General features: G+C 60.0%; 23 protein-coding genes. 9 read left to right on the top strand and 14 right to left on the bottom strand.

Going from position 1 to position 21,588, the window contains the following annotated elements; translation table 11 throughout:
- The 4 genes from OVA06_RS19645 to OVA06_RS19630 all read left to right on the top strand — a co-directional run.
- Positions 1–1,145 (top strand): ATP/GTP-binding protein (locus OVA06_RS19645; RefSeq protein WP_268161017.1); only part of this gene is annotated, 1,145 nt, incomplete at its 5' end.
- The gene (locus tag OVA06_RS19640; RefSeq protein WP_268161015.1) at positions 1,142–2,911 is read left to right on the top strand and encodes a type IV secretory system conjugative DNA transfer family protein; all 1,770 of its coding nucleotides are present in this window, start codon (positions 1,142–1,144) and stop codon (positions 2,909–2,911) included. The genes OVA06_RS19645 and OVA06_RS19640, both read left to right, overlap by 4 nt.
- Positions 2,912–2,926: 15 nt before the next feature.
- Entirely contained in the window at positions 2,927–3,355 is a 429-nt protein-coding gene (locus OVA06_RS19635) for a DUF4913 domain-containing protein (protein WP_268161013.1), read from the top strand.
- Between the two features lie 1,604 nt (positions 3,356–4,959).
- Positions 4,960–5,514 (top strand): hypothetical protein, encoded by a 555-nt coding sequence (locus tag OVA06_RS19630; protein ID WP_268161011.1) that lies wholly within the window; start codon positions 4,960–4,962, stop codon positions 5,512–5,514.
- A 140-nt stretch (positions 5,515–5,654) separates the two neighbouring features.
- Here the strand turns inward: OVA06_RS19630 and OVA06_RS19625 are convergent, their stop codons facing one another.
- A complete protein-coding gene (locus tag OVA06_RS19625; protein WP_268161009.1) occupies positions 5,655–6,281 on the bottom strand; it encodes a hypothetical protein in 627 nt (208 codons plus the stop codon).
- Between the two features lie 115 nt (positions 6,282–6,396).
- Here OVA06_RS19625 and OVA06_RS19620 point away from each other — a divergent pair, with 115 nt between their 5' ends.
- Complete coding sequence (locus tag OVA06_RS19620; protein ID WP_268159077.1) at positions 6,397–6,888, top strand: hypothetical protein; 492 nt, start codon at positions 6,397–6,399, stop codon at positions 6,886–6,888.
- 308 nt (positions 6,889–7,196) lie between these two features.
- Positions 7,197–8,048 carry an SAM-dependent methyltransferase gene (locus OVA06_RS19615; protein WP_268161007.1) on the top strand — a complete coding sequence of 284 codons (852 nt, stop codon included), beginning with the start codon at positions 7,197–7,199 and terminating at the stop codon, positions 8,046–8,048.
- Positions 8,049–8,199: 151 nt separating this feature from the next.
- On the opposite strand, the gene OVA06_RS19610 is transcribed toward OVA06_RS19615, so the two are convergent.
- The 11 genes from OVA06_RS19610 to mobC form a co-directional block, all read right to left on the bottom strand.
- Positions 8,200–8,607: an SHOCT domain-containing protein gene (locus OVA06_RS19610; protein WP_268161005.1), complete on the bottom strand. Its 408-nt coding sequence runs from the start codon at positions 8,605–8,607 to the stop codon at positions 8,200–8,202.
- Positions 8,608–8,700: 93 nt separating this feature from the next.
- A complete protein-coding gene (locus tag OVA06_RS19605) occupies positions 8,701–8,904 on the bottom strand; it encodes a hypothetical protein (RefSeq protein WP_268161003.1) in 204 nt (67 codons plus the stop codon).
- Positions 8,905–9,118: 214 nt separating this feature from the next.
- The gene (locus tag OVA06_RS19600) at positions 9,119–10,288 is read right to left on the bottom strand and encodes an IS30 family transposase (protein WP_268161001.1); all 1,170 of its coding nucleotides are present in this window, start codon (positions 10,286–10,288) and stop codon (positions 9,119–9,121) included.
- Between the two features lie 66 nt (positions 10,289–10,354).
- Complete coding sequence (locus tag OVA06_RS19595) at positions 10,355–11,014, bottom strand: hypothetical protein (RefSeq protein ID WP_268160999.1); 660 nt, start codon at positions 11,012–11,014, stop codon at positions 10,355–10,357.
- Between the two features lie 71 nt (positions 11,015–11,085).
- Positions 11,086–11,688, bottom strand: a complete 603-nt coding sequence (locus OVA06_RS19590; protein ID WP_268160997.1) for a hypothetical protein — start codon at positions 11,686–11,688, stop codon at positions 11,086–11,088.
- 698 nt (positions 11,689–12,386) lie between these two features.
- Complete coding sequence (locus OVA06_RS19585) at positions 12,387–12,938, bottom strand: hypothetical protein (protein ID WP_268160995.1); 552 nt, start codon at positions 12,936–12,938, stop codon at positions 12,387–12,389.
- Positions 12,939–13,042: 104 nt separating this feature from the next.
- Complete coding sequence (locus OVA06_RS19580; protein WP_268159073.1) at positions 13,043–13,336, bottom strand: hypothetical protein; 294 nt, start codon at positions 13,334–13,336, stop codon at positions 13,043–13,045.
- Positions 13,337–13,484: 148 nt separating this feature from the next.
- Positions 13,485–13,994, bottom strand: a complete 510-nt coding sequence (locus tag OVA06_RS19575; protein WP_268160993.1) for a DM13 domain-containing protein — start codon at positions 13,992–13,994, stop codon at positions 13,485–13,487.
- A 495-nt stretch (positions 13,995–14,489) separates the two neighbouring features.
- Entirely contained in the window at positions 14,490–15,710 is a 1,221-nt protein-coding gene (locus OVA06_RS19570; protein ID WP_268160991.1) for a hypothetical protein, read from the bottom strand.
- A 30-nt stretch (positions 15,711–15,740) separates the two neighbouring features.
- Complete coding sequence (locus OVA06_RS19565; RefSeq protein ID WP_268160989.1) at positions 15,741–17,369, bottom strand: relaxase/mobilization nuclease domain-containing protein; 1,629 nt, start codon at positions 17,367–17,369, stop codon at positions 15,741–15,743.
- A 3-nt stretch (positions 17,370–17,372) separates the two neighbouring features.
- Positions 17,373–17,765 (bottom strand): plasmid mobilization relaxosome protein MobC, encoded by a 393-nt coding sequence (gene mobC, locus OVA06_RS19560; protein WP_268160987.1) that lies wholly within the window; start codon positions 17,763–17,765, stop codon positions 17,373–17,375.
- Positions 17,766–17,986: 221 nt separating this feature from the next.
- Between mobC and OVA06_RS19555 the strand changes: the two genes are divergently transcribed.
- The 3 genes from OVA06_RS19555 (at position 17,987) to OVA06_RS19545 (ending at position 20,370) form a co-directional block, all read left to right on the top strand.
- Positions 17,987–18,289 (top strand): hypothetical protein, encoded by a 303-nt coding sequence (locus OVA06_RS19555; protein WP_268160985.1) that lies wholly within the window; start codon positions 17,987–17,989, stop codon positions 18,287–18,289.
- 201 nt (positions 18,290–18,490) lie between these two features.
- Positions 18,491–19,006, top strand: coding sequence for a hypothetical protein (locus tag OVA06_RS19550; RefSeq protein ID WP_268160983.1), 516 nt, complete (start codon positions 18,491–18,493; stop codon positions 19,004–19,006).
- Positions 19,007–19,299: 293 nt separating this feature from the next.
- Positions 19,300–20,370: a hypothetical protein gene (locus tag OVA06_RS19545; RefSeq protein WP_268160981.1), complete on the top strand. Its 1,071-nt coding sequence runs from the start codon at positions 19,300–19,302 to the stop codon at positions 20,368–20,370.
- Positions 20,371–20,536: 166 nt separating this feature from the next.
- Here the strand turns inward: OVA06_RS19545 and OVA06_RS19540 are convergent, their stop codons facing one another.
- Together OVA06_RS19540 and OVA06_RS19535 are read right to left on the bottom strand one after the other, a co-directional pair.
- Positions 20,537–21,151 (bottom strand): hypothetical protein, encoded by a 615-nt coding sequence (locus OVA06_RS19540; protein WP_268160979.1) that lies wholly within the window; start codon positions 21,149–21,151, stop codon positions 20,537–20,539.
- 198 nt (positions 21,152–21,349) lie between these two features.
- Positions 21,350–21,541: an SOS response-associated peptidase family protein gene (locus OVA06_RS19535; RefSeq protein ID WP_268160977.1), complete on the bottom strand. Its 192-nt coding sequence runs from the start codon at positions 21,539–21,541 to the stop codon at positions 21,350–21,352.
- Positions 21,542–21,588: the final 47 nt, after the last annotated feature.

Here is a 21,588-nt window from a genome sequence, read left to right as displayed (position 1 = left end):
AAGCCGTCCGGGCGCTCGGCGGGCAGGTTATCCGGCTCGGCCGCGGTGTCGGTTACCTGAACATCCTCGACCCGGGCCAAGCTGTCGAAGCAGCGCAGCTCCTGGAAGACAGCGGTCACCACGAGGACGCAGCGCGAGTACGGGCCGACGCTCACGGCCGACGACTGACAATGGTCGTCTCGCTGATCACGATCAGCCGGAACAACCCGCCGACCGACCAGGAGCAAACGATCCTGGACCGCGCACTGCGGGTCCTCGATGACCGTTTTGACGGCGTCCCGGTGTTGAAGGACCTGCTCGATGTCATCGTCTCGGCACCTGACGAGCTGCGGCAGGTCGCGCTGGACCGTGGCGACATGAACATCTACCTGCAGGAAACGCGGGCGTTGGAGGCAACACTGCTCGGCTTGACCGGTGGCGGAAAGCTGGGAGAAATCTTCTCGCGTCAGACCACCAACCCCATGAAGCGTGACCGGGCCGTGGTCTTCGACGTCTCCAGCATTGATGAGACCGAAACGGACCTGCAGGCCGCCGTCCTGCTGGCGTGCTGGTCTTACGGTTTCGGCACGGTGAACGTCGCCAACGCCCTCGCCGATGCTGGGCTGGAGCCGCGCCGGAACTACTTCGTCGTCCTGGATGAGCTGTGGCGGGCCCTGCGCGCCGGCAAGGGCATGGTGGACCGCGTGGACGCGCTGACCCGGCTCAACCGGTCCGTCGGCGTTGGACAGATCATGATTTCCCACACGATGTCCGACTTGCTGGCGTTGCCGGCAGAAGAAGACCGCATGAAAGCCCGCGGCTTCGTTGAACGCTCCGGCATGGTCATCTGCGGCGGTCTCCCCGCCTCGGAAATGCCCTTGCTGACCTCGGCTATTCCGCTGTCCCGGCAGGAGCAGCAGAAGCTCATTGGTTGGCAGGACCCGCCCGCGTGGGACTCACGCGGCGTCGACGTTGAACCTCCAGGACGTGGAAAGTTCCTGATCAAGGTCGGCGGCCGTCCCGGGATCCCAGTCCAGGTCGGGCTCACGTCCTTGGAGAAGGGCCCTGAGGGCGTCAACGACACCGAGGGCAAATGGCATGCAGTTCCGGAAACCCTGTTGGAGGCTGCAGCTCCGGTTCTGCCGATTGAAGGAGGCTCACAGTGAGTGCACCAAACCGTAAAGGAATGGGCCTGGGCGATGCTCTGCTGGTCTGGCTGGCCATCGGCTTTATCGTCGTCTTCGGCGGTGGAACCTATGCCGCCCTGCACCTTGGATCGTGGATGGCAGGGATTGACGCTCCGCCCGCCCATCCGATTGATCTGATCGCCGGCCTGATCAAGGGCCGGGTGCCGTGGCCGACCGAAGCCACGGTCGCCGCCTGCCTGATGGCGGGCATTGTCCTGGCCCTGGCTATCGTTGTCCTCGTCGCGTGGAGGAAGGGTGCGTCCAAACGTGCCCGGGTCGATAAGGCCGCCCGCTACCTTGGTCGCGGAAAGTCACTGGCCGCCTTCTCCGAGAAGGGAGCGAAAGCGACCGCCGAGCGCCTGGGCGTCAAAGACACCCCGGGCATCGTGGTCGGCAAAGTCGTCTCCACGGGGCAGAAGTTCATTCAGTCCTGGGAAGACCTCAGCCTCGACATCTGGGGCCCCCGAACCGGTAAGTCGACCTCACGGGTCATGCCCGCCATCCTGGACGCACCAGGTGCCGTGGTCTCGACCTCGAACAAGCGCGACGTCGTGGACGGCACCCGTGGAGTCCGCGAGAGCACGGCCCCGGTGTGGGTATTCGACCCGCAGAAGATCGCCCAGGAAGAACCGGACTGGTGGTGGAACCCGCTCTCCTACGTCACCGACGAAGAGAAGGCCTACAAACTCACCCAGCACTTCTCCGTCGGCTCCCGCGTTCCCGGGTCTAAACCGGACGCCTACTTCGACCCCAAAGCAGAAGACATCCTCTCCTCATACTTCCTCGCGGCCGCGCTCGGGAACTTGCCCATCACGCAGGTCTACATCTGGGTCACCGAGCAGGTAAACCGGGAACCCATCAACATTCTCCGCCAACATGACTACGAGCTGCAGTACAAGGGACTGGAATCCACGCTGGAGCTGGCCGATAAGCAGCGGGACGGTATCTTCGGCACGGCCGAGAAGATGATCCAGTGCCTCAAGAGCCGGAATACCCTGCGGTGGGTTGCCCCCACAGGTGGCGCCACGGTCGTTACCGACACACGCCGACAGTTCAATCCACATGCTTTCGCCGCTTCGCAGGAGACGATCTACATCCTCTCCAAGGAAGGTGCCGGCTCAGCCGCGCCGCTCACCACCGCCTTGACGGTGGCCATCGCTGAGGCCATGGAAGAACGTGCCGAGCGCAGCGGTGGCCGGCTGCCCAAGCCTGCACTGTTCGCTCTCGATGAGCTGGCCAACGTCGTCCGATGGGCAGCCCTGCCGGACCAGTTCAGCCACTACGGCTCCAAGGGATTGATTGTCATGGGGATCCTGCAGTCCTGGTCCCAGGGCGTGGAGCTGTGGGGCGAAGCGAACATGCGGAAGATCTGGTCAGCGGCAAACGTGAAGGTCTACGGCGGCGGTGTGGCAGAAGAAGGCTTTCTCCGGGCGCTCTCGGACCTGATCGGAGACTACAGCTACATCAACGTCTCCGTCTCCTCCGGGAAGTCCGGCTCCAGCCGCTCACGCCAAGAGGGCAAGGAACGCATCTTCGACGTTTCCAACTTGGCCGAACTGGACCGTGGCCGCGCCGTCGTCCTCGCTTCCGGCGCTCCCGCCACGCTAGTCCGCACCATGCCTTGGTACACCGGCCCCCACAAAGAGGCGGTGGAAGCGTCCATCAAGGAGTACAGCCCCCGCCCCGAGGAACCCGCTGTCCCGGTGCCCGCTGCACCGGCAGCCAATCCCTGGGTCACGAAATAGGAAGGCATGCCCCTCATGGCAACTGATTTTGACCTCTACGACACGGACGCACCGGCACCAGCTCAAGCTGACCAGGGTGCGGAGAAAGAACCGGAGCTCGTCTACGGCTCGGCCGAAGAGTTTCTCCATGAGCAGCTGCTGCCCACGTATGTCCGCAGTGTCACCGGTAAGTCAGCGAAGTGGTGCATTGAGTGGTACTTCCACCCGGAGGCCGTCTCACGTGTAGCGGCCCTATGGCGTTCATGGGAGCACCTGCGACTGGATCCTGCGACCGGCATGAGTGTCTGGTGGAAGGACCACGCAGACCACCACATGCGAGTCCTCCTCGACCCACAAGGACCCTTCTACAACTGCGACATGAAAGAACACCGAGAACCGGAGCATCTGGAACCCAAGATGGCACCTGCCGGCTGGTTCCAGGACGTTCGAGACCAGTCAGCCTAGAACCTAGAACAGGGAGTGCGACGGCATCTAGGTAACACTGGGCGTACTTCTCCGCAGCAATATCAGTAGTGCCTGGAGAAATCTTCCCCGTCACTGCGGGCAATGACTTACCTACGCACGTATAGAGCACCTGTGCGCGCATTCTCATCGCGCGGGGTAAACGTACATCGCCCATGGCCTGGGCGGTCGGCGGCGTGACGCGCATTGAAGATGGGCGCTGAGGGACCGGCTAACGGGACGTTATGCGGGCGGGCCCTTACGGGACAATCTGACAGCTTTTAGAAGCAGGGGATGGCATAGTTTGGAGCGGTTGACAGGGGGCCTTGGCGGCTTGCTTGGCAAAGTCCTTCAAAAGTAGATCTGATCAAGGAGTTGTCTTGTTTATACTCGCCACACTGCTCTTAATCGCGCTAGCGTTCGGCGCATTGGCCCTGGTATTTGTTCCTGTGTTTCGGGCGAGAGAGTTTGACAAGAAGCACATACCAAGCCGGAACTGGATTCTGGCGGGCGTCTTAATTGCTTCAGCAATATGCCTTGGCCTCTTCGGTCTGCCGGCGCTAAGCGTGTAGATCTAGCCGGACGCACAGAGGCAGGCCCGGGGCATTGGGATCCAGGCAGCGAGACAGGATCCTCTCCGCGCTGCATCGCGGCTGGAATAGCCGCATCGGAAGGCGGTTGAGATGGCTACAGCCTTGAGACCCCTACACTGAGGCCAGGGGGGATAGATGACTGACAAAGAAATTAAGTGGCCCTGGAACCGGCCGTGGCCGTGGATAACATTCATCGTTGCCACCGGTCTTGTTTCCGCGCCGATTCTTTTATTCCGTATCCGGGGCTGCGGACGATACTTGAGCGGAAATGACACCGAAACCGCGTGCACCATGCAGCCATTGCTCGGATATGAACTGACCTGGGTTGTCGCCATAATCGCTCTCGGGTTACTCATTAGATTTGCCATAGGGCTGGCCCGGGCTGTCGCGTACACTCGGCAGTCACGCTGAAGTCGTCTATAACTGCATTCTTAAATGCGTGGCATCCTGGGGCGTCCGGTGAAGGATCGGCTAACGGGCCCCCGTTGAACCGCTTCGCTCACGACGTTTCAGTTCCATCCAAGCAAGCGTCGCTTGGTAGAAGCAGATAAGGGCACAGGCAAAAATTGCCACAGCCATCCATGTTTTCAGCGAGGTGTTCCATTCGAACAACAGGACGCTGCCGAGAAGGAGGCTAGTACCACTGAGAAAGCTGCTCAATCTCAAAGAACTCAATTGAGCAATTGACGATCGACGAATCTTTTCACGATTCATGCCTAAAGATAACAGGGCTGTTGCGGAACTTCGACAGCTTCTAGCGGAGACCAGGCAGGTGACCATTAAGCCGGTGGCGCCTACCGTCCGAAAAGTTGGCAACCCGCCGCCGTATGCCAATAGGGGCTGGCCCACCGAACACCAAGCGGCCGTAAAGGGATCGGCCTACGGGCGCATTACTGCCGTGGATATTCCGGAAGTCCTTGGCAGTAATTTCTAGATTCATGACAGCACTAGGACCCGGACTGGCAGCGTGGGGTGTTGAACTGGAACGAGTAACCCTACGGTTAGATTTATTGCGTGAGTTCTCTTGTTGAAGAAGCCCTGGAGGTGCTTTATGCGGCCAAGGTTCCTCTGGCTCCGGGCTTATCGCCACGGCAGCTCGAGGATGTTGAAGAGCAGTTCTCGTTCGGGTTCAGTCCTGATCATGCGCGGTTTTTGAGTCTGGCGATGCCTATAGGCCCTGGCTGGGTTGATTGGCTAGGCGACCCCGTCGGAATTCAGAAGAGGCTCGACTGGCCGCGCGATGGCGTGTTGTTTGATGTTGGGGAGCATGGTTTCTGGCCTGAGGAATGGGGCGAGCGGCCCACCCAAGTTGAGGAAGTCCTCCCAGCGGCACGTGAGCGATTGCGCACCGTGCCTGTCCTCATCCCGATTTATTCGCACCGTTTCATGCCCGCAGCTCCTGCACCCGCCGGCAGCCCGGTTTTTTCCGTGTATCAAACTGATGTGATCTACTACGGCAGCGATCTCGCCTCCTACTTCCAAAGCGAGTTCTTCAACAATCCTGACCGAAAATCATCCACGCATCGCATCGAGTTCTGGTCTGATCTGGCAGAGGGCCGGTGGATCTAAAGGCTTCTGCTGCGAGGAGCGTCGGGTTGGCAAAAGTTGATCGCGGACTTCATCGAAGCCCGGAAAACATTACACAACGAGGCAGTAGGAAGGTGCATCGTGAAGGATCCTCTACCGGACGAGGTCCCAGCTTTCTTGGATCAGTTTCCGGTTGCTGCTTCAGTTCTCTTTGCTTTAGGGTCGCGGCCGGGTGTGCCGGATTCCATCGCCTGCAAGGCGTCTGGGAGTGCAAAGACGGTGCTGATGAAGCTGAGCTCGATGTCCAAGTCTGGCCGCGCCTGGCGCCCTTCCAGCCCCCAGACCCGAGTTCCGTTGCGCCGAATCCACGACATGCTGCGATTGACCCATCTTTCATAGTCCTTGGAAACTTCCGCCATCGAATCTGCTTGTGAGCCCAGCGAACTGGGAAAGATCGCTTCTGCATGCAGACGAGCAGGAGACCACAAGATGGTGGGCGAAGCGTTCGAATCCATCAGGGCTTCATTCTCTGCGGGAGCTAACTTCTCCCAGTTCAATCTGTTGAATACGGCGTGGACAGAGCCGCCTTGCATCGCTGCATCACCGGGACGGACTGGAACGGGTGAGCCGAGCTGGTGATTCATTACCATCACGCGTGATTGTTCAAGCGCTTCTTCCCGGCTCAATGCCGTCAGTGGCGTTTTGATGAGTGGCCATGGATGCAAGGTCACCTTAGCGGGCTCACCCAAGTATTCGAGCAACAGCATCTGATCTTCAAGAGTCGCGAAGTAATGAACAGCGGTCACCATAACTGGAGTCTTTCATGCCCGATCGCAGTTCAAAGAAGCGCCCGTATGCCGATCCCTCAGCGGGCCGCTGCAAACAAACCCACCTGCTGCTGAGCATAGGCTGGGGTCTATGCCTATGCAGTGGCTTACCCGGGAAGTGTTTGCAGGAAGTCTCTCTGTCAGGGAAGAAGAGAAGAGGGATCAGCAGTGGAGGGATGCTCGTCAGTTAGTCCGAACTCGGCTTCACTCCGGTGCAGAGCAACTTATTGAGATCAACGTCCATGACGGAGTCATCGAAAGACTTCACCAGGTCGACACTGAGACGGTCGAACTCCGCGCACTGATCGGTGACAACGAATCCGGGTACGAGTGGCTTCATGTCCGCTATCGGGGCGCCACACTGACAATCATCGAATCGGGCTTTGCAGAAATGGCCGGCCCCTTCGAACTGCTGAGAGATGAACTAACTGCCGCCGCCGATGGTAGCTTCCTGCACAGCATGATCACCGATCCCTGCGGAGAGTTCGACATCGTCTTCACCTCCGTGCAAGTGACTCGCACCCCAACAAGCCCTGACGAGCGAATGGCTCTCATGGCCAGAGCGATGCCGCTCAAATCACCGAACTGACAGCACGCGAGCTAGCGCCCGGTTGGGGGATCCTTCACCGGGCTCGTCAGCAGACAAGCGGCCGGGGCACCAAATCAACGGACCGTTGCTCGTTGTACCACCGTCCTTTAGTGTCTGGATCGACCCCTATAACCGATTGGAACTCTAAGAGACTCGGAGAACCGCGTGGAAGCATCGAGGTTTAACGTTGTTAACGCCAACCGAAATTAGGGCCAGTTTTGCCAACTGAAAACGGGGCCACGGGTGACAGGGTGGTGGGAGCAAGCGCTTACTTGACGGCTCCCCGAAATCCGCTCAAGATTGCGTCCATGGGCGACTCGCACGAGGAAATGCTTCGCCACTACGAGCCGGGCGGACTTCTGCCGCGAATCGTGGCGGGGTTGCAAGCTCTCGGCAAGGACCTGGACTCGGTCACGCACGAAGATCTCGCGCCGGCCGACGAGTTTCACTCCGCGGGACGTTTGGCCACGCGCGCATTGGTGGAGCTTGCAAAGATTCCGCCAGGATCGCAAGTGCTCGACGTGGGCAGCGGGTTGGGCGGCCCGGCGCGTTACCTCGCCGCAACTTTGGGTTGCGACGTGACAGGCATCGACCTCTCGCCTGAATTCTGCGGGGTGGCCAGCACCCTTTCTCGGATGACGCGGTTGTCCGATCGCACCCGCTTTCAGGCGGGTGATGCCCTGGAGCTTCCGTTCGCCGCGTCCAGCTTCGACGTGGTGTGGACGATACAAATGCAGATGAACATCCGGGACAAGCGCCGCCTGTATTCCGGAATCGCCCGGGTACTCAGGCCGGGCGGGCTGTTCGTCTGCCAGGAAATCTGCGCGGGGAACGGTGAGCCGATCGAGCTTCCGGTCCCATGGGCGAGCCGCCCCAACCAGAGCCACCTGGCCGATGCGGAATCCCTCCGCGGGTTGATCCGCGGTGCAGGTCTCCTCGAGCGCACCTGGCGCGACATTACCGCCGACGTCGTGGCGGCGCGCAAGGCACAGCAGGCGAAGGCGCAAGTGTCGGGGGCGAGCGGCTCCAGCGCCCCTCCTCCGCTTGGAATGCATCTCGTGCTGGGAGAACAGGCAGCCGTCAAGATGAGTAACTCCGGGCGCAACATCGACGCCGGGCGCACGGTGTTCATCCAGGGCGTATTCGACAAGCCTGGCTAGTGGTCCGATCCGATGATCCCGCTGGAAAACTCTGTCGAAAGCACGGGCGCGGCGAATCTCCGTTGATCGTCCGGTCAAGGGCACATTCGGTCACGACGACCGAAATTCGCCCGCTGAGGGACCTCTACCGGACGGCTTTAGCCGTGGACGCTTAGCTTTCGAGTATGCGACGTTTGGCTGCGGAAAATTCTTCTGCGCTGAGGGCACCCCGCGAATAGAGGTCTGCCAGAAGGGCAAGATCCGCTGCAACCGAATCCCGTCCGGTGCTTCCATTCTTCACATGGCGCTTGCCAGCCCGGCCAGAAGCAGCAGCCACGGCCTTCGTCCGGCTCTTTGTCAGTGCGTACAAGACGAGCATGGTGGCGCCAAGAACCGCTACGGCAATCCCAAGCGGCACGGATAAGTAGGAATGAAAGGCGGTCCCTATGATCGCGGTGGCTACTCCCGCGCAAACCAAACCGACGCCAGAGACCCAGCGGGCCGTCTCACGAAGCGGGTGCTTTCCCTTGAACTCAAACAAGTACCCGCCGGCAGGACAGGGAACCGCGTGCTCGTTCATGTGCTGAAGCCTAGCTTCAACCTTGATTATTGAACATCCCAGTTTTCCTGGCAGTCCCACAGCCGTTCGGTGAAGGATCGGTCACCGGGCCGTCTACCGCCTCTCACTTTTCTGGCCACGCAGAGTGTTGATCGCCCTCACGAAGAGGAAAATGGAACCGGCCAGAAGCAGGGCATACGCTGCCGTTCGCCAAGAAGCGCCGTTGTCGGCGATATCGATCCCCGCCAACACGAGCCACAACACGATCCCCAATCCTGCGTAGACGGCCGAAAAACGGGGTGCTTCCATTCTTTTCATGTTGTCTCCCGTAACGCCCTGGTGCTGGGTATCTCGATTCGCACAGTCGGTTATTGTTCAAAGCCTATTCCTGCGGGTCAAGGAGCAGGCAGCGCTACTCCTATTGACTCCTGAGCGGTCAGCTAATGATTCATGAATCCGAATGGCACGCCCGTAAGCCAGTGGCCCAACGGACGTCCTAGGTGTCCGGATGAGGATCGGCGGATTCCAGCGGTCATTGCAACAGGAGATTTTCGATCAGTTCGATCGGTTTCTTGAACTCTAGTCTTTTGCGTGGTCGGTCGTTGAGTTCCTGGGCGACCCAGTCGAGGTCTGCGGCGCTATGGATGCTCAGATCGGTGCCCTTGGGAAAATACTGGCGCAGCAGGCCATTGGTGTTTTCGTTGATGCCGCGCTGCCAGGGCGAGTGAGGGTCACAGAAGTAGATCTCGACGCCGGTGTCGATCTTCACGGTTTTCCAGTCCTGCATCTCGATGCCCTGGTCCCAGGTCAGGGAATGCCGCAGCGACTCGGGGAGCGTCTTGATCTTCGCCGTCAGTGCATCACGCATCTGCTCAGCCTTGTACCCGTCCGGCAGGTACACCAGCATCGTGTAATTGGTGCTCCGCTCGACCAGCGTCCCAATCGCGGACTGATTCCCTTTCCCGATGATGAGATCGCCCTCCCAATGCCCTGGCACGGCCCGGTCCTGAACCTCAGCGGGACGTTCGGAAATATTGATCATTCCAGGGATCCGGTTCTTGCGCTGGCCAGCCCGACGGCAGGGCTGCCTGATAGCCCGCCCGGTGCGCAGACACACGGTCAGATCACGCTTCAGCGCCCCGCGGGACTGGACGTAAAGGGATTGGTAAATCGTCTCGGGTGACACCCTCATCTCCGGCTTATCAGGGAACTCAACCCGGAGTCGGCCTGCGATCTGCTCGGGTGAGTACCTCTTGTTCAGGTCTTCTTCAACCTTCGCACGCAGCACCGTGTTCGTGTGCAGTTTCGCTGGTTTCGGGCGCGAGGCCCGCTCATAGGCCAGTGCGTGCGCTGAGGTTGCCCGGTAGGGCAGCCCTGCCACCGAGTTACGCCTTAACTCCCGCGAAATCGTGGAGGCCGCTCTGCCGACCGCCGTTCCGATCTGCCGCAACGATTGTCCCTGGGCGCGCAGTATGGCGATCTCTTCACGCTGGGCGAAAGTCAGGCACCGACCCTTCAGATCACGGCCCCGCCGAGGCCTGACACCCCCGGCCTCAAGCAAGACCCTGCGCCCGGTACGCCGGCTCGTATCGATCGGAACAACGGCATCAGTGATGAAATCACCAGCCTGCATCCTGGCCCAAAAAACCTGCAAAAGATCAGGCCTCACATGAATTGAATACCCCGCCATGACAACACCCATCCGCTAAGTGTTGCAATCACCGCAAGAACCCAAGGATCCCTTACCGGGCGTAGGAGCGCGACCTAGTCAGAAGTCCTCCGGCGGCACGCTATCGGTTTCTCGGATGAGGTGCGCGTCCAATTCTGGGTCGCTCAGGACCCTCCCGGCGGTGGCGAGATCACAACCGACGATGAGGCTTCGGGCGTATATGTCCTGGCCTATGCACCAGCTCAGGTCGTCTGGCCACCAGTACATGGGAATTCGTCCACTAGCTGTTATCGGGATGATTGGGTGGCCCGCTTCATCGAGGAGCCGTCCCGAGTACAGCACCATGCCGCGATTGACCGGCGAGAAATGGATCACGGCCGCGCCGTCTTCGCCCCAATAGCCCTCCCAGCTGGCGAAGTTATACCGGCCGGGCCCGACGCCGAGCACGCGGACTAAAGCTTCTGCGACTGCGGGGTGTGGATTGCCCATGTTCGGCTGTGCGTTATTGCCTGGCCCTGCGGCGGGGTGGCTAGAGACTTCGTTCCATTGCATCCATGGGCTCGTCGTTAGGCCTGCGCGGCTTGCGACGTCAGACCATCTGAGGAAGACGCCTTCATGGACTTCGATCGGATTGAGGATGCGGATATATCGCTCGTAGCCAGGCGGGATTAGTGATGTGACTCTGTTGCCGGCGGTGTCGAGTGATCGCGCTAATGGCACAGCCGTCTGGTTGTCGGGTTGTTGGCTTAGAGAATGCATTCGGTGGCCCCCTTTGCGGCCACCCTATCTGTTACCCGCCCGCAAGCCGATCCCTCAACGGGGCACCCCCGTCAGACCTCGGCGCAAGCTCCGCTGGGTACTGAAGGGTGTCCAAAAAGGACGAAGGTTGTGCCGTCATCTTCCAAGACCGAGACATATCTTGGGCCGAAGAGCGTTACGACGGACTCGCAGATAGCAACCGCGCTCTTCGCCTCCACGCTACCGGTGCCACCGCGAGGGTCCACGAAGTTGGTTTCGACGCGAATCCTGCCCGGCTCAGTTTCTGCCACTGACTTGATCGCGTTCAACCACGGCGCGGTCTTTTTAGCTGTCTTGAAGTCAGCTGTCTTGTCGCGGCTGTAGGTCGTGCTGGGGATGGAGCTAGGCGCTGCTGCGGCCTGACTGGCAATCTGGGTCGGCGTCGAGGGCTCGGAGGTCGCTTGGGGAGCGGACGCTGAGCAACCACAGAGCAACAGGGAAACCGCACCCGCGATCAACGCGGGCACAGGGAAAGCAAGCCCGTGCGAAACTGATTGTTTTGTGAACTTCCACTTGTTGCCTTGCACGATATTCCCCCAATTTATGCATCGTCTATAGAAGCTACTCGCCATCAGAATGGCATCTGAGTATTCGTCTGTGAAGATATTGGGTGAGCGAGCGGCTTCTGAGCTCAACAGGCTGCAATGCGTTCGCTTGAGGATCCCTACCGGACACCATCCCAACAGGAGGCGCTGGCGCAAGCAACATCCTGGCCTCGCCGAAATCGTCGGCAGATGTCATTGGGCTTTTCTGTATCCCCGGCGGCCGCGGGTAAGAGCTCTAACTAAGCCTGCGGCGAAGCCCACCACTAATATGAGGGCAACGGTCGTCATTGCCCACGTCGCACCGTAGCCAGCAACTGGCCCCACATAACACGAGGTGTCCCCTTGAACGTCCCCCGTGTACATGGCACAACTCCCTGTAGGAATCCATATCAACCCCATGAACACGATGAATGGGGCAATGAAGAGTACCCAAGGCCAAGGACGATTCCATGGCCACTCATCAATTTTCCGATTCATCTACTGCCCCCTTGCTGCGAGTGTATCGCGGGCACAAAGGGCCACCACAAAGGGCCAGGGGGGCAGCAGCATCGTTTTTCGTCCCCTGATTCCGCGGTGGAATCTCTAATGTGCCGCCCAGAGCCCCTACGGCTATGGGGTGGGCCTTGAAGTCCTTGAACTGGTAGACCTGCTCTAGCCGTCGGAGACCAGAAGTCGATAGGGCGCACACGTCCGGTAAACGATCCCTCACGTTCATCTCTGGGCGGAGGGCGGAAGTCCGCCAGCCCTGCAGTGTCCTCCCTGCCCGGAGAAAGAATGAGCCGCCCTGCCTACACGCACACCCAGCAGTACAGCCCTTGCCCGGAAGCTTTGGATCGTCGGGCCAGGCCAGCCAAATCCTTTAGGAAGCCAGCAAGAAGCGCCGGGTCAGCTGCGTTCCAGAACTCCTCAGTCTCCGACCATGGGATCGCCACCCGCTCAAGAGCCTCGTCGGAAGCGGTGGCCAACGCTGTGGAAAGGGGCTCCGTGAGGGTCAGAACAAGACGCTCCCCACCATCCCGATCCGCGAGTGCTTGCCCGCTTCTTGGATCGTCCATGACATCGTCGAAGGACCGCCCGGTGAGCAGCTCTTCCAGCGTTCCCAGCTGCACAACGGGATCAATTCCGTTGCCGGCTACCGTGTCGAATACTCCCGCCTCCTGAAAAGTCCCGGTCGCCGGTGCGGCCGGTTGGCGTTTGCGGCCGAAGATGCCTCGCCGAGGCTCGGCCGGCGCACCGATCGCGGCTTGCGATCCGGGACCGCCGACACGATCGATCACCGCAGCGGCTTCCTCGTCGGAGGCAGCAGAGAAGTAGTCAAAAAGAACGCCCACAATTGACATTCTCCACTACGTGAGGCCGCCTTACGTCACGCGTCTGCCCGTTGAAGGATCGTCTTGGGGCACGGTGCGCCGGTGGCCCACTGGGACGACCGCGACCATAAGGGTTAGTCGGTTCGTGAGTGTTCCATAAGAAAGTCCAGGGTAGTTTGGCCGGCGAGTACAGCCGAGACATGCGCTTCACCCAAGCCGGCGTCAGCCGCGATCGCGACTGGAGATACGCCTGAGTCTTTAATGGCTCGCAGGGCCTCATCTAGTTTGCGGGCATGGTCTTGCGCGGCTAGCAGGAGGGCCTGCAGAGTAACCGCGTTTTCTCTAGCAACCGCAATCAATTCAATGTCAGGAGCCTTCCATGCTGGGTCGGCTGAAGAAACCTCGGACTCGAAAGGCTGATCACTCATGAAATCATTGTCTCTGTCGCCAGGATCGACTTTGAGGATTCGGCTTACTGTTCCGGCGAGGGTGGCCCGGTAAGGGATCCTTTACCGGGCTGAGCGAGCAGTCGAACTAACGTGACTGCCCACTCACGCTGGCCCTGGCCGCGGAACCTTAGGAGTGCGGTGTCTCCACAAGGTTGGCCGTGCCGTAAGCCGCCTTTTCAGCAAAGTTATAAATCACGACGCTGCGAACGGGTTCGGGCATCGCTTCCCACATCCTGGGGTCTATGTCGATGCGCTGACTACTCGATCGGCCGAGCGGTAGCGGCCCCAGCTCAATGAGTGTCGACGATGACAGCTCTAGTTCACCACTGGGTCCTGGACGCACAGTCCCAGGGCTCAGCACGAGACGGACCCCGTCTCCGGGACCGGTGGCAAAGTCTTCGAGCTGCACGAATGCACTGGCCTCTGTGACATGAATGGTTGCAGTCCCGGTGGTGGTCGCTCGTTGGGACTGAAACTGCCCTTGGAGGGTGACGGGAACGGCCGCACCCGTTGCGATAGAGGTCGGTGACGGCCGGCCCGGCTCGCTCACTTTGTCCGGCGCCGGCTCAGCATAGGTGCAGCCGGCGAGGCTTGAAACCAGCAGGCTCGCGAGCAGGGTTGATCGAAGAAGCTTCATTATTCCCCCAATGATTTTCGTCCATACGCACCCTACCCGAGAGGTATCTCCGTGTTCGTGTTCGTTAGGTGATTTGTCACCGGGCACAAGCGGCTCCACTGAGCCGGTGGCTAACGGACAGGTCTTTCGGACGATGCCCACCCTTTGCCGTTTGTCTCAGGGGTAGACTCCGGATAACTTTCGGCTCTGCCACAGTGAAATGGTGATCGATGAACCCCCGCAACCAAGCAATCGTCATCCTCGTGGGAGGCCTTCTATTTCTGGTCCTGGGGATTTGGTGGCTTACTATCCAAGACCTGCAAAGCGGCGCCTATGCGTGGCTGATAGGGAGCCTGGTCTTTGTAGTCGGTGGTTTCGTGAAGCTTCAGAGAAGCAGCCGGAGATGACTGAATAGAGTTGGATACTCTTGTCGCCCAACGCCCGGAAGCCGATCTCTCACCTGCACCAGGGCCCACCGAACACGTCCGGTGGGCCCTGGTTCTTTGTTCCCAGCAACTACTTCGAAGGACCGGCCTTCGAGCGCTCAGTGCCCCTGGAGGCCCCAGTAGGGGCCTTTCGCGCTTTGGTTGCCCTCTTCCCCATAGACAGCCCTGCGCGGGGGTGGGTGGCCTCGCTGCGTTCCGCTGCGACCCGTCCCCTGATCTGGGAATCACTTGCACCGCTGTTCGTCAGCGAGGCGGCAAACGCCTTTTGCTGTTCGGCTGAGCCGTAGTCCTCGGCCGAGGCCGTTTCAGCTTTCAGGCCTTGGTCCTTTAGCCGGCTGCTGTCGTTGCCGGTGACTCGGTTTTCGATTTCTCGGCCGACGCCTTCCATGCGGGCGAAGAGTTCCTTCTCGGCCCTCTCGTATCGATGTTCCTGGGTTGACCATTTGTCACCTGTGAATCCGCCTTCTGCCAAAAGTTTGGCTTCGTGCAGGTTCTTGGCGGCTTCCACGAAGGCGGGGTCTTTGAAGTGTTCCGCACCAGCACCGTTGACGTTCGCAGTGGTTTCCTTCCGGAGCTGGTCAATGTCGGGTCCGTTGATGCCGTCCTTTCCAATCAGGTACATGCGTTCCTTCACGGCGGCGTCCGCTACCTCCAACGCTTTGGGGGTTTTCGCGTTGTGTGCCCGCTGCAATGCTTCTGCAAGGTCGGGGTTGGCAAGGTACTCCACCGGTACCTGGTGGCGTTCCATCTCCGGCGCGATTTTTGCCGCTTGGGCACGGAGTTCTTCGGCGCGGGCGGCTGCAAGGAGCTGCATCGCCTTCTCGTGCTCCACGGCCGCTTCCCGGGCTTTTGCTTCTGCCTCTTGCCGTGCCTTCTCGATGGTGATGGTCTGGATGCCTGACTCAAGGTACGCGGTGTCTGCGCCGACGTCATGGGTGTCGATGCTGTACCGTGTCAGGACTTCCTGACTGATCTTCTCTGAGGCTGCGAGGGCTGTCGGATCGTGGTCTTTCCACCCCTCCGCAACGGCGTAGGCCGTAGCGATATCGGAGGGTTGGGCTTTGTCCCACCATTGGTCCTTCTCCACCGGGGCAAGCGCGGCGTGGGCGGCGCTGCGGTCAGCTGCCAAGCGAGCTGCTGCTTCGTGCGCTGCTTGTGAATCCGCGTGTTCCTGTTGGCGCTGGGATTCCTGACGCTTGCGGGCCAAGGTCTCGGCAATGCGGGAGGCGATCATCAGTGACTGGCGCAGTCCGCCATCCACAACATCGTCCATGCCGTCTGCTTCACTCATCGGGTTCCCCTTGCACTAGTGGTGTGATTCTTAGCGGTCGAGTACGGGCCCGGATTCGCGTCCGGTTCGCGTCGGCGTCTTGGCCGGCGTAGCTGTTCCCGGAACAACCGAGCCCGGCCGGATAGGTGCCATACCGCGCAGTCCCAGCTCGACAGGGTTCCGGGCAGTTTTGCCCTCTACAGGTTGCTCAGCCGCCCCGACACTAACGGGCCGGGGCATCGTGGCCGCGAACGGTTTGAGCTGGGTTGCAACGACAGCCCGAATTCTCTCCGCTTCCCGTGTCCGCCCGGACTGCAGATGCATGTCGTAGATGGCGGCGGCCATGTTTGCCAGCTGCACCATCAGTGCCGCTTGGGCTGCCGTCTTGTTCTTGCTCGATGCCGCCAGAAACAACATCGCGGTGCCGGCAATGGACGGGAGGGCCACAGGGTTGCCGTGCTCACGTGGTGCACGCAGCTGGGCGGTGCGGGACAGCTCCGCAGCGGTTTCGGCCAACGGTCCTGGTGTGGCTTCGAGGCGGTGTGACCATGCGGCAAAGGCGCCGGAAACATCCCGTGCGGCTTTCGCCCAGGTGGCGTGATCATCACGCGGAATGGACCGCAACTGCTCAGCCAGGGCCGTGGCGTTGCGGGTGTACTCCACCCACACCTGGGGCGACGGCACAGCTTTCTCCGGTCCGGTCCTAGATACAGTGCGCTTGTTACGCGCAGCAGCATTCCACTCAGCCGCTGCTTCTGTGGCCAGCTGCGGTGAGTCCATCCACTCCTTGCGCAGGGCACCCAGCGACAAGTCCGAGGCGAGCGTGCCACCGCCGAACCAAATAGGACGTTCCCCGGCCTTGGGTCGTTCGGCCACGTTGTAGCCGACAATGACATCGGTAGTGTTCTTTGCGTACCGCGGCCTCAACAGCATCCCGGTCTCACGGGCCCGTCGAACAAACTCACCCTCTGTTGCTGAGGCACTGGCACTGGCACGTACTTTTCGTGCCAGCGATGAGCGGTGCATTTCGCGTTCGTCCCGAACAGCTGTGGCCTTCTCGGCGCGGTCGTAACCGCGTGTGGCGTGCACGGTAGAGAGCTGTTCCAGCCCGTACTTAACTTCCAGTTCCCGGCAGGTGTTCTGGGCCTTCTTGTAGTCTCCGTGAGTGGAGGCCTTGGTGCCATCCTCACGCACCAGGGACACAGCGATGTGGATGTGGTGGTTCCCATTCTCGCTGGTGCCGTGGTTCACGGCCGCCCAACGGCATCGGGCCTTCCCGCTGGCTTCCGTGAAGCCCATGGCATCAACAAAATCATTGGCGATGTCACCCCATTGCTGGTCCGTCAAGGCGCCCTCCTCAGCGCGGAGACTCAACGAGCAATGCCAAACACTGGCGTCCTTGTAGCCGACGTGGACACGTTGCTTTTTAGCGGCGTCCCACTGCATGTCTTTGATCTGCACCGAGACCCCGAAGAGTTTCCGTGGCTGGTCAAGGTGCTTGGCAATAGCAAGAGCATCGTCACGGTCAATCACACCGTCGTCGTACCAGCTCATAATGGCCGCATCGCCAGCTACGAGGTGAGGTTCGGTGTGTGCGTTCTTCGTCTTATCGGAGTCGGTGGATGCCAGGTAAACCATCAGGCCTGCCATGCGCGAACCGCGAGTGATGTTCGGAATCACTACCTACATCAATCCTTCAATGGCGCGGTCAATTCGCATGGCGACGGAGCGTAGATGCTTCAGCGCTTCACGGGCCTCCACAGGGAACTCGCTCGTCGCATTCGCCTGCCGCGCGAGCTGGTTGATGTTGTTCGAAGAACGAGCAAGCAGGTTATGCAACTGCATCAGCTCAGCGCCGATGGCACGGCGCTCAGTCGGTGAATCAGTATGTTCCGCCAGGGCCGCTGAAACCAGAAGATTCGGCACGGTCACTTTCTCCCGCTCGGCCCTCGCAACGAGAGCCGCTTCCTCTTCCACCGTGATCCACACATCACGGCGCTTCTTCGCCCCTGCCGGAGTGTTCGGACGACGGCGGCGGGACAGATTGGGGCGGTGAGTGTTCTCCTCGTCCGACATTCCAATCCCTCCTTCAAAGGCCCAGCGCAGCGACCCCGAACCGGGGACCACACTGACAAGTGTGCCGTACTCGACCGCCAGTGTCGAGGACGACAAGCCACTTACACCCGTGTAAATGTATAGCTTGCTCCGCACGGTCTTGTTTTCTGGTTTTCAAAGCCGTTGGGCTCCGCCCTGAAACTGCTCCTGACGGTGTCGGTCCAGCACAGTAGACTCTCTGCATGGACATCAACGACATTGCCGCCAAAGCGGCCGCGAAAATTGACGCTGCCAGGGACGCCAAGGTCAACGCCGTGAAGAACGCAGCGGCCAGCAGCGTCGAACTTCAAGAAGCCGCGCAACTGCTCGCAGCAGCCGAACAAAAATACGCCAAGGACTATCAAGCGGCACTGAGAGCTGAATGGACCGAATCAGACCTTCGTGGCTTCGGCCTCGATACACCCGGCAGGAAAACCGGCGGCCGCCCACGCGGCAAAAAAACAGCGCGTGAAACGTCCATTACAACCTCGGGGACCGACCAGTAACCCCTCGTCCACATGGGCACGGCAAAAGCTAAAACCCTCCGGGCTTTTCCCGCACACATGTGGACGACGGGACCCACCTGACCGCCTGCACACAACCACCACGTCACCGCCGGGACGGCCTCACCAGAGCGAGCGGTGGTCGTGCACAGACTCCATCCGAAGTATGTCCAGCAACCATGTAGAGAAAGAGAAAATGCAACAATGCCAGCAGAGCTAGACGCCCCACTCACCACCTGGTACTGCGACGACTGCGGCGGGCCGATCATCCGGCACACCCCAGGAACCCCTGTAGAGCAAACCGGGGTCATCTCGTGGCGACAAACAGACAATCAGTACTCCGAAGATCCCAGTGAACTCACTCTTCGGAAGCCACCCACGGAATACAAGGTCCGTCACAACGTCTCTTGTGACAACCCCAACGACACGGACGCCTCATACCAACTCGACACACTACTCGGCGTTGAAGGTCTGCAGCTGTGGTCAGAACTGTTGTGGAACGGGCCCGCTCAGCGCCCCTTCCAGGTCGGCGCCAATGCCAACCTTTACCCCGCTCTCGACCTTCTCCACCGCTTCCAAGTTCCGTACTATGAGCAGGCCCGCCAGTACTTCAAAACGCAGTCCGCACAAGAAATCATCGGCGGCCGCGCAGTCCTCAAAGAGGACTCATGGAAGAACATCATCCGCGAAGGAAGCCAAGAAATCGAAGAGGGCTTATAGCCTCAGTCTCTGACCACTCGCGGCCCCGTTTCCCATGGTCTAAGACGCAGAGTTGCCGTCGCATCGTGGGGGCGGGGCTGGGTTCTTTCAGCCGTGACGACACGCACTGGTGACGCCGGCAAGGGCCGCGTGGGCACAGGAACCACCAGCGCGGGGAACCATCTCAGACGGCAGGGGGGATTCCCGTCGGGGTACTCCCAGCAATCACCCAAAACCCACCACCCAGCCCACACCAGAAACGTCAAAGCGCAGTGGACCAGTTATGAGGATCAATCCTGGGATAGCTTTGCCTGATGACACCAAATGGCCCTTTGAGTATCCAAACGATTGGCCCACAGGCGCTCCCTCGCACTACCGAGGCGATGGAGGAGCTACTCAAGGAGCACTACTACCGAGTGGACCCAGCCGAGTATTTCGAGCGGCGACTTTGGGGAATAGTCGCCTTAGCCGATATGAAATCTGGCGCCGTAAACTGGGACAGCGCCGATGGCGATTCGCTCTTCGCCCAATTCAAGGGAGTCCTAAAAAACAAGCGCATCGCCCTCGATGTTCCACCAGGTGAAACCCTGAGTAGCCGCACGATGGCCTCCATCGAGTCCTACACATTGATGCAGCACGTGATCGAAACGGCGCTGCGCCTTTTCGTGGCCAGCGAGGAACGAGTTACCGGCAGCAGTCTCATGCTGAAGCTGGTGAACATGCGCAATGCGACAGAGTTCCGCAACGCGCTAAGACCTCTTCTGGGCCCGGCAGCACGACACAAGGTTCAGACGGTTATGTTTCCGCCCCAGCTCCGTGGTGATGAATCGGCCGAAACAAAACAGGAGATGAAGCAACACCTAGCCTTTCTAACAGAATGGCTCTCATTTTTCGCCCGGTTCTATTCCGATGACAAGTTCAACGGAGCACAAGGAAACAACCAACTCAAACACGGAGCAACCGCTTCACCCCGAGCTGATCTAGGCGTTGTCCTGCACATCGCCGATGAACCTCCTCAGAACTTTAGCGAGGACGACTGGGAAGCTGCCGCTGCGATAGTGAACGCCGAATCGGTTAGCTATGTGGTTCAGGAACGAGGTGCCAAAGATACAGTCCCAGGTCTCAACCTACGGACCGACAACTCTGACCCGGCTACGAACCTGGCGATCGCACAGGTGGGTATCACCATCGTGCGTTCACTCTGGCAAATGTCTCAGGTGGTCGCTTTTCCGAATACTGCACGGAATTACGAATACGACTACTCCCCGATGCCGAACGAACTGTTCGAGGCTACAACCAAGCCTCCCCGGGCTGTCGTTCAGCCTCTGCTGAAACCAGCTCCACGTCAGCCACAAAGAGGTCAACAACGAAAGCGTAGAAGGTAAGCACCACTTTCGAGTCTGTGCACGACCACCGCTCGCTCTGGTGAGGCCGTCCCGGTGGTGACGTGGTGGTTGTGTGCAGGCGGTCAGCTGGGTCCCGTCATCCACATGTGTGCGGGAAAAGCCCGGAGGTTTTCAGCCTTTGCCGTGCCCATGTGGACGAGGGGCTTTAAACGATTCTCTCGGCAGGATTGCTGCGGCTATGCTGCGGTGGTTTTTGCTCCGGCAGTTGGCGCAGGGCTTTTTCCCCGGCAGCAATCATGTCCTCGATACCGGCTTCTACCTCTGGGCTTGGCTCGAGTTTTCTTGCCACTCGGAGGTTGTTGATGAACGATGCGGCCCACTCGTTCGGCGCATGGTGGGCGTCCTGTATCTGCTTCATGGTGTGTCCGCTGCCGGCCAGTTGAACCGTGGTCTGTTCAAGCAATCCGTTTATAACTTTGTGCTCGACGCTCATCCATCTGTCGAGTCGCTTGTAGTGGTCACTGGTTACGCCGTCGACCAACTCCATCATCGACGAACGAACACGCACGAGAACTGGCCTGAGGTCCTGGGCTAGGACATTGGCGCCAACAACGTCCTGCATGGCACTAATGACTTCGCTCCACAGCTCTCGCTGCCTTGCACGTGCGCCTTCTTCTTCAGCTCTGATCGCACGTTGATCGGCTGCGGCCGCGCGTTTGTCGGCCCGCGTTGCGCGGCGGTCCGCCCGAACGGAAATGATGAAACCGGACAAGCCTGTGACACCGCCGACAATGGCGATTGCCGCTGCAAGTATGTCCATGGTGAGAATCCCCTTCAATGAATGTCTCCATAATTCTCGCCGCTATCTGGAGGGGACCAGTTCAGGTGGTTTTTTCGGCCTGTTGCTTCCGCAGGGCCCGGCTCACGCTCATTCGCCCGACGCCGAGGACCTGGGCTATTTCTGTAATGGATGTTTTCTTCGCGTGCATGGTGTGTGCTGCGCTCACTTGGGCAGCGGTCATGGTGGATGGTGGGCGACGAGGAGGTGCCGGTCGATCGCGCCCTCGTCGAGGCGTTCGGCCACGATTGGAACGGCCTGGGTTGGGGCGACGTTCCAGCTCGGAGGCGGCGGGTTCCCTTCAACTTCCTTGGCTTCGAAGGCGCTGAGCAGGTCACCGGGGGCTTTGGACATCACGTATCGGCCGCACATGAGCCCATTCCGCCTGACCCGGTACGGCTCATCACACGCTCTCCGGG

Source organism: Pseudarthrobacter sp. SL88 (genome assembly GCF_026672455.1).
Classification (GTDB): domain Bacteria; phylum Actinomycetota; class Actinomycetes; order Actinomycetales; family Micrococcaceae; genus Arthrobacter.
Note: the sequence above shows the minus strand (reverse complement) of the source record. Positions and strands in the feature narration are given on the sequence as shown.